Source organism: Caproiciproducens galactitolivorans (assembly GCF_026672255.1).
Lineage (GTDB): Bacteria > Bacillota > Clostridia > Oscillospirales > Acutalibacteraceae > Caproiciproducens > Caproiciproducens galactitolivorans_A.
In genome coordinates this window covers 53,440-66,684 of record NZ_JAPOHA010000006.1, presented here as the reverse complement: position 1 = coordinate 66,684, position 13,245 = coordinate 53,440, and the positions used below count along the sequence as shown (strand labels likewise).

At 48.6% G+C, this 13,245-nt stretch carries 8 protein-coding genes; 4 read left to right on the top strand and 4 right to left on the bottom strand.

The features are described 5' to 3' along the window. Window positions 1-193 precede the first annotated feature (193 nt). From OUY18_RS07105 to OUY18_RS07090, 4 genes are read left to right on the top strand one after another with little or no spacing between them, the layout of a single operon-like run. On the top strand, window positions 194-2,734 hold the full coding sequence (locus OUY18_RS07105) for a site-specific DNA-methyltransferase (protein WP_268058072.1): 2,541 nt from the start codon (window positions 194-196) through the stop codon (window positions 2,732-2,734). A 3-nt stretch (window positions 2,735-2,737) separates the two neighbouring features. Continuing rightward, the gene (locus OUY18_RS07100) at window positions 2,738-5,524 is read left to right on the top strand and encodes a BPTD_3080 family restriction endonuclease (RefSeq protein WP_268058071.1); all 2,787 of its coding nucleotides are present in this window, start codon (window positions 2,738-2,740) and stop codon (window positions 5,522-5,524) included. Window positions 5,525-5,573: 49 nt separating this feature from the next. Continuing rightward, complete coding sequence (locus OUY18_RS07095; RefSeq protein WP_268058195.1) at window positions 5,574-6,593, top strand: dsDNA nuclease domain-containing protein; 1,020 nt, start codon at window positions 5,574-5,576, stop codon at window positions 6,591-6,593. Beyond that, window positions 6,590-8,290 carry a hypothetical protein gene (locus OUY18_RS07090; protein ID WP_268058070.1) on the top strand — a complete coding sequence of 567 codons (1,701 nt, stop codon included), beginning with the start codon at window positions 6,590-6,592 and terminating at the stop codon, window positions 8,288-8,290. The genes OUY18_RS07095 and OUY18_RS07090 overlap by 4 nt, the downstream gene beginning before the upstream one ends. Window positions 8,291-8,497: 207 nt before the next feature. On the opposite strand, the gene OUY18_RS07085 is transcribed toward OUY18_RS07090, so the two are convergent. The 4 genes from OUY18_RS07085 to asnB all read right to left on the bottom strand — a co-directional run bounded on the left by OUY18_RS07085 (window position 8,498) and on the right by asnB (window position 13,156). Further along, a complete protein-coding gene (locus OUY18_RS07085) occupies window positions 8,498-9,736 on the bottom strand; it encodes an IS256 family transposase (protein WP_268058069.1) in 1,239 nt (412 codons plus the stop codon). 118 nt (window positions 9,737-9,854) lie between these two features. Then, window positions 9,855-11,324, bottom strand: a complete 1,470-nt coding sequence (locus OUY18_RS07080; protein ID WP_268058068.1) for a recombinase family protein — start codon at window positions 11,322-11,324, stop codon at window positions 9,855-9,857. After that, window positions 11,324-11,488, bottom strand: coding sequence for a hypothetical protein (locus tag OUY18_RS07075; protein ID WP_268058067.1), 165 nt, complete (start codon window positions 11,486-11,488; stop codon window positions 11,324-11,326). The genes OUY18_RS07080 and OUY18_RS07075 overlap by 1 nt, the downstream gene beginning before the upstream one ends. A gap of 207 nt (window positions 11,489-11,695) precedes the next feature. Beyond that, window positions 11,696-13,156: an asparagine synthase (glutamine-hydrolyzing) gene (asnB, locus tag OUY18_RS07070; RefSeq protein ID WP_268058066.1), complete on the bottom strand. Its 1,461-nt coding sequence runs from the start codon at window positions 13,154-13,156 to the stop codon at window positions 11,696-11,698. Window positions 13,157-13,245 lie beyond the last annotated feature (89 nt).

The window sequence follows — 13,245 nt, the reverse complement described above, 5'->3', positions numbered from 1 at the left end:
TTCAGCAAGGCGCGTCGCAATTTTATGCGAGCAGGGGCGTATTGAGGGCGCTGTAAAGGCGGGAAAAACATGGCTGTTGCCTCCGGGAGCCTCCAAGCCCGGCGATTTGCGAAGAAAGGCCTTTTACACACAAAACAAATAACAGTTCTGATTTATTTATGCTGAGATATAATGTATTCGGGGAGGAAGAAAAATGCCACGGGGACGTAAGAAACAAGAGGAAATTGATGTCAGCAAAATGCGTGACATCGAAACATATGAACATAAGGACAAAAAACGCAAAAACAACCCGCCAGTGGGGATGGCGCAGCACGACACTGCGCCGGAGTCGAAGAAAACCTACGCTTTTGATCCGCATATCGATCCAACATTGGAGTGGGCGGGCAAGAAGGAAGGGCTTTCTTTCGATGTACCCACTTCTTCTATCCATATTCACGAATCTATCAAGCCACATAAAATTATTGGGAGAGTACAAAATCAATATAGTGAGGCATTAAAAGGCCAATTAGTCGGGCAACAGTCAATGTTTGAAGCCGAAACTCCTGCAGAGCGCATGCGTCGGCGCAGAGAATCCATCGAATTTTATAAACACGGCGTGGACTGGACGAACCGCCTGATCGCGGGCGACAGCCTTGTCATCATGAACTCCCTGCTTGAAAAAGAGGGCATGGCCGGGCAGGTGCAGATGGTATACATAGACCCGCCGTACGGCATCAAATACGGTTCCAATTTTCAGCCGTTTGTGGATAAACGGGATGTGAAAGATAAAAAAGACGATGATCTCACACAAGAGCCGGAAATGATCAAAGCTTTCCGTGACACTTGGGAACTTGGCATTCACTCCTACCTAACCTACCTCCGCAATCGCCTTTTGCTTACCCGCGAACTGCTTTCCGAAAATGGAAGCGTATTTGTGCAGATCAGCGATGAGAATGTGCATCATGTGCGAGAAATTTGCGATGAAATATTTGGAAAAGATAATTTCATATGTCTTATAGGCGTCGAAAAGACTTCTGGGACTTCTTCAAACTACCTAGCCACAATAAACGACTATATTGTGTGGTATGGAAAGACAAAAGACATTAAGTATCGACAACTTTACAAAGCAAAGGAACTTGGAAAAGAAGGAGCAACACAATATGTGTGGCTTGATATAAATGGAGAAGATAGAAGATTAACTCGAGAAGAAATTCTTGCACCCTCTACTATTCCTTGCAATGGAAAGGTCTTTGCCGCAGACAATTGCACAAGCACAGGAAAAGCAAACTCAGAGCAACCATTTGACTATCAAGGTATCACATATTATCCAAGTAGCAACGCACATTGGAAGCCTGTGTATCCTCAAGGAATGGAGAAATTAGCAGAAAAAGGAAGACTAAAAGCAATTGGAAATTCTCTCATGTACAAGCGTTTTCTTGATGACTTTCCAGTTGTTCCAATATCAAATATTTGGAATGATACAAAGATGACAGGATTTACAGAAACCAAAATATATGTTGTTCAAACGTCTCTTGAAGCAATAAAGCGTTGTCTCCTCATGACAACCGATCCCGGCGACCTTGTCCTCGACATCACCTGTGGCAGCGGCACGACGGCCTATGTCGCCGAGCAGTGGGGACGGCGGTGGATCACCTGCGACACCTCGCGGGTGGCGATTACGCTCGCTAAAAAAAGGCTGATGACCGCGACGTTTGACTATTACAAGCTGGCTCACGAAGAGCAGGGCGTAGCCGGAGGCTTCGTCTACAAGACCGTGCCGCATATCACATTGAAATCCATCGCCAATAACGAGCCGCCCGCGACGGAAACGCTTTATGACCAGCCGGAAGTGGATAAGTCCAAAATACGGATTTCCGGGCCGTTTACGGTGGAAGCCCTGCCCGCGCCCGTGGTGAAGCCGTTAGACGATGCTTTTGAAATCACTGAAGACGATACCGCCAAGCAGAGCGACTGGCGGGATGAACTTCTCGCGACCGGTATCCTCGGACGCGGCGGCGCGAAAATTGAATTCAGCCGTGTGGAGCCGCTTTCCGGCACCACTTATCTGCAAGCCGAGGCCGAAACGAAAGAGGATGTTCCGCGCCGCGCTGTCATTTGCTTTGCAGACGAAACAAAGCCGATGGATTCGCGCGTTGTGTCGCTCGCGCTCACGGAAGCGGAAGACCTGCGTCCCTCGCCAAAGCTGATCATCTTCGCGGCGTTCCAATTTGACCCCGAGGCGGCGAAAGATATCGATAATACGAATTGGAGCGGCGTCACCTGCTTGAAAGTGCAGATGAACACCGACCTGATGACGGAAGATCTTAAGAAAAAGCGTTCCAGCAACCAGAGCTTCTGGCTTGTCGGTCAGCCGGATGTGGAACTGATCCATATCGAAAAAGGCAAGGATAAGGGTAAATATAAAGTCAAGGTGAACGGCTTTGACTATTATGACGTGAAAAAAGGCACCGTGGAAAGCGGCAACTCCGGGCGGATCGCCATGTGGATGCTGGACACCAATTACGACGGCATGTGCATTGAACCAATGCAGGTGTTTTTCCCACTGGGCGGCAAAAAAGACGGATGGAATAAGCTTGCCAAAACATTGAAGGCCGAAATCGATCAGGAGCTCATCGAGCAATATGCGGGAACGGAATCTCTTCCGTTTTCGATTGACGGCGGCGCAATGATTGCTGTAAAAATCATTGACGATCGCGGAATTGAGAGCCTGAAGGTTCTGAAAGTGGGGGGCTGACGTATGGCGGGTATCGACAAACTTATTATAAACTCCGCCTTTCGGGAGCCGGAATGCCATTGGAAATATAACCTGAACAAGCAGACGTTTGAAAAGGAACCCGGTCGCCGCCCGGCGGGATATTTTATCGCCGGGCAAGGCTCAAATGCCTATAACGATGTAGGGCAATTTGTTGAGCTTCCGCTTGTGAATAGGATTCGCACCCGTGTTGCACAGTGGCGTTCCGTCGGGTATCCCGGCGTTACAGGCGTGACGAAAAAACTTCTTGAGCATTGGAACGATAAGGATGCGCGGACATACCAGTTTTTCTGGTGCCAAATGGACGCAATCGAAACGATTATCTGGCTGGTGGAAGCTCCGGAGGCAGATTGCGTGGGTATCACCATTCCCGGAGACGGCGGCCCGTTCCAACGCATATGTACCAAGCTTTGCACAGGCGGCGGCAAAACCACGGTTATGGCGATGCTTATCGCATGGCAGGTGTGCAATAAAGCAACCTATCCGCAGGACAAGCGTTTTTCAAAAAATGTGTTTATCGTGGCTCCCGGTCTCACGGTCAAGAGCCGTTTGCAGGTCCTGATGACGGGCGGAGACGATAATTACTATGCGCAATTTAATGTTGTCCCGGTGGGTCTGATGCCTCGCCTGCGCGAAGGCAAAGTAATCATCAACAACTGGCAGTCGCTGGCCTGGGATTCCGAGGAGGCCCTTGCAAAGAAAAAAAGTGTCGACAAACGCGGCGTAAAATCCGATGAGGCCTATGCGCGTGAAGTGCTGGGCGAAATGGCAAACGCCCGGAATATTCTTGTCATAAACGACGAGGCTCACCATGCATGGCGCAAAAACCCGGAAGTAAAAGTAAGCGGCAAAGAAGCGAAAGAAGCCGCTGAAGAAGCTACTGTCTGGGTGAGCGGCCTTGACCGGATTCATAAGGCTCGCGGCATTTTAACGTGCTACGATTTTTCTGCCACGCCATTTGCTCCGAGTGGAAAAAAGAACGATGAAGAAGCCCTCTTCAGCTGGATCGTCAGTGATTTTGGCCTGAACGATGGCATCGAATCCGGTTTGGTCAAAACCCCTCGCGTAGTCGTGCGCGACGACGGTACGCCCGATGCCGTGACTTTTCGTTCCAAGCTATATCATATCTACGCCGACGAAACCGTACGCGAAGACATAAATCGTTCCGCCAAACCGGAGGAACCCCTGCCAGACTTACTTAGGCAGGCGTACTATCTGCTTGGAAAAGACTGGCTTGAAACTTATAAAGAGTGGCAGAATGCAGGTCAGACCATCCCGCCAGTCATGATCACCGTTGCCAATCGAACAGAAACGGCAGCGCGTATTGAATATGCGTTTAAACACAATCGCATCCCGGTGGACGAGCTCTGCGAGCCGGAATATCTGCTGCATATCGACTCCAAAACGATGGATGAAGCGGAAGGCGTTGATGTGGAGGACGTTCCGTCCAATAAGGATGGCGATGAAGGCTTTGGTAAACGCAAACTTAGTAAAAAAGAAGCCGCGGCCATCCTGCGCGACACGGTAAATACCGTCGGTCAGCGCGGCAAACGCGGCGAGCAGATTCGGAATGTAATATCGGTAGGAATGCTTTCCGAGGGCTGGGATGCGAAGACAGTGACCCATATCCTTGGACTCCGTGCGTTCTCCAGCCAGCTTCTCTGCGAACAGGTGGTCGGGCGCGGTTTGCGTCGCACATCCTACGATCTTGAAGAGGGAAGCGATATGTTCACGCCGGAGTATGTGAACATTTTCGGGATACCCTTTACATTTTTGCCGCATGAATCGGACGAGGCGGGTATACCAAAGCCTCCCAAGCCGAAGACGCAGATTGAACCTCTTCCGGAACGGATTGATTATCAGATCAGCTTTCCCAATATCATCCGCATCGACCGCAAGTTCAAACCTACGCTAAATTTGGATATTGATAAAATGGATACGCTCGTGCTGGAAGCGTCCGAAACGCGCATCCGCGCTGAGCTCGCACCCGTAGTCGACGGTAAAACCGATCTTATGAAATGCACCGATATTGATCTTGAAAAACTTGACCGGGAACTCCGGATGCAAAAAATTATCTTCGAGACTGCCGGTCAGGTTTACGATCTGGTGAAAGCCTCCTGGCAGAGCGAGGGGACGAAGTTTGCCTTGCTCGGTCAGGTGATCCGATTGGTAGAAAAATATCTTGCTTCAGGTGCAATTGTCATAAATCCACCGCTCTTCAACACCGATCCGGTTCGCCAGCGTATTGTACTGATGATGAACATGAACAAGATCGTCCAGCACCTCTGGAGCTTTATTAAGTTGGAGCAGACCGAAAGCCTTGTTCCTATCTTTGACGTCAATAAAAAAGTGCGCTCCACCGGAGATATGCCCACATGGTACACCAGTAAACCGTGCCATATTACCCAGCACTCCCATATCAGCCATTGTGTGTTTGATAGCGGCTGGGAGTCTACCGAAGCGTTTAAGCTGGAGAAAAATCCGAATGTCGCGGCATGGGTGAAGAACGACCATCTGGGCTTTGAGATTGTTTATGTCTTTGACGGCGTTGTGAGAAAATATTATCCTGATTTTCTCATCCGCCTTAAAAACGGAAAAATGCTCGTTCTTGAAACGAAGGGACAAGTGACACGGCAAGTGACCGAAAAGCGCAAGGCCCTTGAGGAATGGATTGCCGCAGTGAATCAACTTGGCGATTACGGCGAGTGGGTTTCGGATATGTCGACCAATGTGGCGGATGTGGACGGGATTATCGCAAAATGGTCGGCGTGACTGTAATACATAAATATCGGATAAGAAGTGAAAGGGGAAAATCGCGTTGGTGGACAAAAAATCCGGAAGTCTTGCATACAACAGGCTTGATATGCAAGTAAGCCAAGTTTTCCACTTGGCGATAGAACTCTATGACACATCCGATTATCTAATGGTGCTTGATCACGAGGATGACATCACTATTTACGATGACCAACTTCTACATGATTCGGTAAGTTTCTACCAGATGAAAACTAAAGACGATTCAATATCACTAACCACCGCTATTACAGAAGGTTGGCTTGAAAAATTATATAGTCACATGGACACGCCAGATGTATTCGTCAAAGAATTGGGCTTGATTACAAATTGTCCATTAAAGCTAGATAGGCAACTGCTCTCTGCAGATAGAACACCATTCGGCGACTTCGGGCAGACCCATATTCAAGCGATCAAAACAGATATTGCACGGCGCAGAGGCATTGCTCTGGATGATGTAGACCTGTCAAAAATGGTACATATGAGAACAACATTAAGTATCGATGCTCACCAAAGGATTGTATCAGATGAGGCATCGGATTTTCTAGTTCGACGATTTCCACAAATAAAAGTGCAGGTTGTTAAGACAATAGTGGCAGCTGTGTTTGACGTTCTGGGCCGGCGGCAAGCGTATGAAAGACTTCCTGAAAACGCGTCATATGAGGAAGTCGCTAATAAAAAAGGATTTTCGCGGACTATGTTTGATCGTATTATCCGAGCTTCTATGAAGGTAAATATTCCGGAGTTTTATTGGCTTGTAGATCATTGCAAAATACCCAGTGAGAAGAAAGATCAAGCTGCTCTGGCATATACGAGTGTTCTTGCGGATAGTAATGGGAATACAGACAGCTTTATAGATGTGTTCGATTCTCTCGAAAGTGTCGTTTCTAGCATTTCAATTTCGGACGGAGAAACGCTGTGGGACTTCGCTTGCAGATGCAAAAGAGGATTACTTCGGCAAAAGAAGCGTATGATAGTCGTCTATAGAAATGGTTATTATATCGAGATTCTTGCCATGTGTATCTATCTTGCCAAGGAGGAAAACCGATGATAAATGTTATTTTTAAGAGTATCCTCATCGTGGATACCGATAAACATAAAGCAAAATATGTTTCATTCTTACCGGGCTTGAATGTGATCACCAGCAGCGAAAATCACGTCGGGAAATCGTCGCTGGCAAAATCGCTGTACTTCAGTCTTGGCGCGGAAATAGACTATGATCCACATTGGGACAAAAAAACAAAGTTATATTGCCTCGAATTTTTGGTAAACGACAAACCATACAGTATAGTGCGCCAGAAAAATAATTTTCTCATTTTTAATGGCACAGATTTAATTGCCGAATGCACAAGTGTTTTCAAAGAACTTGCGCCTAAACTTGAAGAGATTTTTGGCTTCTCAGTGTATCTGCCAGATAAAAATACAAAGAAACATGTACTGGCACCCCCGGTTTTTACTTATTTACCATACTACATTGATCAGGATCACGGGTGGGGTACAGAACCCTATGAAAGCTTTGCGAGCCTTGATCAGTTCAAAAAACCTGACCGTATAAAGTCACTTTATTACCACCTTGGCGTGTACAATAAACACTCGGTTGACATTCAGGCAAAAATTGATGCCAACAAAGCCGAAATTGAGCGCCTGCAAGGTGTTATTGATCGTGCCAAAATAACGCTAGAAACAATTTTGCCTGAAGTGCAGCAACTTGTCCCTGCACAAAATGTCGAGGAACTCGAACAGATGCTGTTGCCATCGAAGGAACGAATTAATCGCATTATTGGTGAATTATCAGAAGCCCGTACCCGAATTCAAAAATTGCAATCCGACCTCCTTCAACATAAAAAGAACCTTAATTCCGTAACCGCGCACGTAAATTATGCCGATATGCAAGAAGAAAAGGCACTCACAACATGTCCAAAGTGCGGTTATGAGTTTGGAATTGAATTGAATGCAAGAGTTAGAAAAATTTACAATATTGAAAATTCCGAATATCTATTACAGCAAATTCGGTTTATTATTGACTCCATTGAAAAATCACTTACCGGGGAACAAGAACGATATGTTGAACTAATGAGCCAACTTAGTAAAGAAGAACAAACAACCTCACAAGCGCATGACGAATATGAAACCTACGTCAAACAGCGCGGATTGACAACCACAATCAGCCGAATGCACCAGACTATCGGCGGGGCAACGGCCAGTCAAGATGCGTATAAGTCAGAAAACAGGGAACTGAATAAAGACCTTAGAAATTTACCAAATAAAAAAGAAGTTGATCAAAGATACATTGACGATACACGTGCAAACATAATGCGCTTGGAAGCGTGGGACAACGACTACGAGGGGAAGATAGGACTGCTGAAGCCATTAAAGGGACAAGGCACGCTTTCCAGCAAGATTATTTTGGCTCAGTATATTGCGCTTTTTTCAACTATGGAAGCGACTGGGGCAGGCAGTATTCGATTCCCGTTCGTCGTTGATTCCCCACGGACAAAGGAGCCAAGTGTTGCCAGTAGCGTTGAAATTCTTAACATGATTTCTGGTATAAAAACCTTGCCACAGATCATACTGGTCACCATGGACTACTCAACATTTGACGTTGAGAAAAGAGATCAGGCCAATATCATTGAGTTAAAAGATCCGAGGCAGCTTCTAAATGAAGTGGATTATGATGTATATGCTTCAGCAATTACGGGATATTTGGATATACTCGCAAGTATCAAGACTGGCAAAGAAAAGCTATAATCAATAGCTAAAGCGGAGTGTTTTTGTATGCCAGATGACGTGATCTGCCGTCGCGGCGGCAGGACTGGGTGTCTCCCGAATTCTGTGTAAACGTCAAATGCGGGTGTAACGTGGAGCAGAATATTTGCAGGGAAGCGGCATGAGAGTTGCCGCTTCGTTTGCCATCATAGTAGCGGCAGTCTGGCCGCATGTCAAGATACGGCGGGTTTAATCCGGCATCCGGTCGGCAAAATATATGGCCAGTTGAGCGTGGATCATGCTCCAGTCCTGCCGCCGGCCGGTCCATTTTTTCGTGATGTCCATCATGGCCAGATACAGCATTTTGAGCAGGCTGTCGTCCGTCGGGAAGACCGACTTCGACTTTGTCACCTTTCGGAGCTGCCGGTTGAAGCCTTCGATGACGTTTGTGGTGTAGATCAGCCGTCGCACCTCCTGCGGATACTTGAAATAGGTGCTCAGGTTCGGCCAGTTTTCCTGCCAGGAGGCGGAAATCTTGGGGTACTTGCTATCCCAGCGGCTGGAGAAAGCATCCAGGGCCTCCAGAGCGGAGGGCTCGTCCACGGCGGCATAGACCGCTTTCAGGCCGGCCATCAACTCCTTCAGGTCCTTGTAGGAGACGTATTTCGTGGAATTACGGATCTGGTGGAGCACGCAGTTCTGAATCTCCGTTTTAGGGAATACCGCCCCGATGGCATCGGAAAAGCCGGCAAGGTTGTCCGTGCAGGCGATGAAGACGTCCTCCACGCCGCGGTTCCGCAGCCCGTTGAGCACGGTGGCCCAGAACTTGGCGCTCTCGTTTTCGCCGACCCACATCCCCAGAACGTCCTTGCGCCCGTCCAGATCGACGCCGATGGCGATGTAGACCGCCTTCTTGACGATCTGCCCTTCGCTGCGCACATGGTAGTGGATAGCGTCCAGGAAAACCACCGCGTAGACGCTCTCCAGAGGCCGCTGCTGCCATTCCTTCGCAATGGGCAGAATCTTGTCCGTGACCCGGCTGACCGTGGTGTCCGAGACTTCCAGGCCGTAGATATCCCGGATATGGGCCTCAATGTCTCCGGTGGTCATCCCTTTGGCGTACATGGACAGGATCTTTTCCTCAATGTCCTGACTGACGCTGGTCTGGTTTTTCTTCAAAATCTGCGGCTCGAACTGCCCGTCCCTGTCCCGGGGCACGGCCACGTCTACGTTGCCGAAGCTGGTGCGCAGGGTCTTGCCGCTGTGCCCATTTCGGCTGTCGTCCGTATTTTTGTTCCGGTAGTCGTATTTGCTGTACCCGAGCTCCTCGTCCAGCTCCGCATCAAGGCCGTTCTCCATGAACTCGGCAATGGTCTCCTTGAACAGGTTCTGAATGTCGTCCATACTGCTGATATTGCTCGACTGCAGCAGCTCCCGGATTTTGGCCCGACGCTCGATCTCTTCCGGACTGCGTCCTTTTCTTCCCATAGCTCAAAAACCTCCATCTTGGTGCTTCCATTCTACACCTCAATGATGGTTTACACAAAATTTGGGACGGCCTCGCAGGACTTGAACCGCCTAATATCATACGAAAAATAAAATCCCCTTACATTCTCCACCGCACTTCCCGAATCTTCACCTGCCCAAAATACTCGCCTTTCGTCTTCACGCTTTCAATGACAATTCTCTCTACAAACTGTTTCAGGAAAGCGCGGCGTTCCGGGTTCGATAACCCATCCCAGTTCTTTTTGAAATTCAATGCGATTTCCTGCGGCTTCGTGGCCGCAGGATCCTGAGCTGCCTTGAGGCGTTCCAGTTCAGCGCCCAGAACCTGTTTATCCGACGCGACAAGGTCTTTCATCTGGCGGTAATCCTCAAAGTCAATCTCATTGCGGACATACCGTTCCAGCGTTTCACGCTCCCTCGCTTCCAGATTTTTCAGCTTGGTTTCCAGCGATGAGATCGCTTCACTGTTGTCATGCTTGATTTTTTCCTCTTCCGCAAGGGAACGTGTATCCACAGCGTCAAAATCAGCAATTTCAGAGATATATTCCTCGAAAGCCGCCTCCACTTTCTTGTGGCTCATACTGCCAACGGTGCAGGTTCCGAGCGTATGATTACGGCATACATATCCGACTGTGATTTGAATTTTCGTCTTTAATTTTTTGCGGGATTCATAGGTTTTCAACTTGTATCCGCACTTTGCGCATACCAAAAATCCGGCAAAATATTTATCGTCATTCGGCGGCTTTGTGATACCCACCTTTTTGTTTCCCTCAAGGATGCCCTGCGCGGCATCAAAAAGTTCCTGTGGAATGATCGCTTTATGCAGGCCGTCGTATTCGTGTTTGTGCCTGGAATCGTTTATGTGGTGGCGCACATCGCCCACATAGTTGCAATTGGCGAGGACACGCCTGACTTTTCCGGACGCCCATGTTTTTCCTTGCTTCGTGGATATCCCGCGCAGATTCAGCCGCCGCGCAATGTCCGTGAGCGTCAATCCGCTGCCTACAAACATGTCAAAAATATCCCGCACGACTTCAGCTTCGGCGGGATTTACCGTTTGTATTTTTTGACCTTTGACACGGTCATATCCGAAACTTGCCGACGATGTGCAGAGTGAATACCCTTCCTTTACCTTACGCTCGACGCCGACCCTTGTTCGCTCGATAATGTTTTCGCGCTCAAACTCCGCAAAGATGCCGATGATTTTGATAAACATCCTGCCGGATGCCGTTTGCGTATCAATGGACTCCATCAGGGAGTTGAATTCGCAGTCATTGGCATTGAACAGATCAACCAGATAAATCAAATCCGCCGTGGAGCGTGTGAGGCGGTCGATCTTGAACACCAGCACGTTCTTTACATGCCCGGCTTTTATGTCCGTTATCATTTCTTTGACCGCAGGACGTCCGGTGATGTCTTTTCCGGAGATGCCTTCGTCGGCATATATTTTATAGATGGACCAGTCTTTGATCCTTACATAATCCTTGAGCTTCTGCTCCTGCGCCCGGATGGAGAAACCCTCCTGCGCCTGTTCCTCCGTGGATACGCGGACATAGATCGCTGTTTCCATCAGCCACTGCTCCCATCATCTTGATTGACAGGATTTTGCGGCGGCTCATTTTTTTCGCGGTCCATATCCGCTTCCACGGCGTTGCGCTGCGCCTTCAAAAAGAATTTTAACATCCGTTCCTGCAACGTCTTTGGCAGTTCAATTCTTTTTGAATCGTCGGACATATATTTCACCTCGCGAAATTCTCATTGGTAAAATATATGTGGGCGGTATCTGGAATAAAGATTGTCCGCTGAAAACCGGTTCTATAAATCTTTGCACGGCTTTGGGCGGGAATTGCCTGTCCGCTTGCCGGGGAGGTTCGCACACATGGCAGGCTGATTTTTCTTAAATGTTACATGAATCAGATTTTAAAAATTCCTGCCGGGCGGCTATGCACACATCGGGCTGGTATAAGGAATCGGCACTTCAGGGTCCAGAAGCGTGGACATGAACCAGTGAATATTCAGGTAAGAAATTTCCCTGCGGCGCCTTTCCCGGGCATTTTCCCCTGCCAGCTTCGGAACGGCCGCAATGGATTCCTCATAACGCATATTGACGTAGTCGTTTATCTGAAGGGCGTCCGCGATCTCCGGCAGCAGCAGGCCGGTACGAATCGATAAATCCGGGGACCACGGGAAGCAGTGCCCCTCGAACGCTTCTTTTTTATGGAACCATGGATATCCTCCGAAGATTTCATCCGCACATTCGCCGCTGAGGCCGACGACATGATGTTTTTTCACCAGGCTGCAAAAATACAGGAGGGAAGAGTCCACGTCCGCCATCCCGGGCAAATCCTTCGCAATAACCGAATCGTAAAGTTTATCGGCAAGCGTAACGTTGTTGCACTCCAAAAAATGGTGGTCGGTCTGGAAGATTTCCGCCATTTTTTCCACCCACGGCCGGTCTGCGCCCGGCTGGAACGCGGTCGGTTTGAAGTATTTTTCATTTCCGATAAAATCGAACGAATAAGTAGAAAGAATTTTCCCTGAAGCTTGATAATTTCGGGCGGCAATGGCGGTAATAATACTGGAATCCAGCCCTCCGGATAAAAATGTACAAAGCGGAACGTCGGAAACAAGCTGCCTTGTTACGGCGTCTTCCACCAGATATTTTACCTGCTTTACGCTGTCTTCGTAGCTGTCGGGGTGCTCATAGATTTTCAGTTCAAAGTAAGGAGCCGTTTCCAGCCCGAATTTATCAAATACGGCGCAGCAGCCGGGTTTGATTTCCATGACATTCTGGAATATGCCGACGCCCTCCGTTCTGGCGGGCCCCAGACCGAAGATTTCGCAGAGGCCCTGCCGGTCGATTACGGGATTGACACCCGGATATTCAAACAGCGCCTTGATTTCCGAGGCAAATACCAGACGGTCGTTTTCTATGGTATAAAACAGCGGCTTTACTCCGAAACGGTCCCGGCATAAATAGCAGCAGCGGCGCCGTTCATCGTCAACCGCAAAGGCAAAGATTCCGTTCAGTTTTTCCGCGCAGGTAAATCCAAACTGGATGTAGCATTTCAGGAGGATTTCCGTATCGCTTTTGGTTTCAAAGGTGTGCCCGAGGGCGGTCAGTTCATCCCGCAGTTCCGCGCTGTTATACAGTTCCCCGTTGTAAACAATGGTATAGCGAAAGCCGTCGGCAATGGCGGTCATCGGCTGTTTTCCGCCCGGGATATCAACAACGGCAAGCCGTGTGTGGGCAAGCGCCGCGTGAGCCGATACATGGACCCCGCTGTCGTCCGGGCCGCGGTGCTTTAAACGGTTTCCCATCCGTTTTGCAAGAGAGCCCCAGAAATAAGATTCTTCACTCAGATCGTCGTTGTAATCGCAGAATCCCGCAATTCCACACATAGCAATCCCTCTCCTTCTTTTGCTTCTCTTCATATTATGCGGAACAGTCGTTATGGTTCATAAGGAGAATTCGCTTTCGAAAAGAAAAG

Coding starts and splice junctions, on each gene's coding strand:
- OUY18_RS07105 (WP_268058072.1), top strand. CDS start 194: ATGCCACGGGGACGTAAGAAACAAGAGGAAATTGATGTCAGCAAAATG.
- OUY18_RS07100 (WP_268058071.1), top strand. CDS start 2,738: ATGGCGGGTATCGACAAACTTATTATAAACTCCGCCTTTCGGGAGCCG.
- OUY18_RS07090 (WP_268058070.1), top strand. CDS start 6,590: ATGATAAATGTTATTTTTAAGAGTATCCTCATCGTGGATACCGATAAA.
- OUY18_RS07085 (WP_268058069.1), bottom strand. CDS start 9,736: ATGGGAAGAAAAGGACGCAGTCCGGAAGAGATCGAGCGTCGGGCCAAA.
- OUY18_RS07080 (WP_268058068.1), bottom strand. CDS start 11,324: ATGGAAACAGCGATCTATGTCCGCGTATCCACGGAGGAACAGGCGCAG.
- OUY18_RS07075 (WP_268058067.1), bottom strand. CDS start 11,488: ATGTCCGACGATTCAAAAAGAATTGAACTGCCAAAGACGTTGCAGGAA.
- asnB (WP_268058066.1), bottom strand. CDS start 13,156: ATGTGTGGAATTGCGGGATTCTGCGATTACAACGACGATCTGAGTGAA.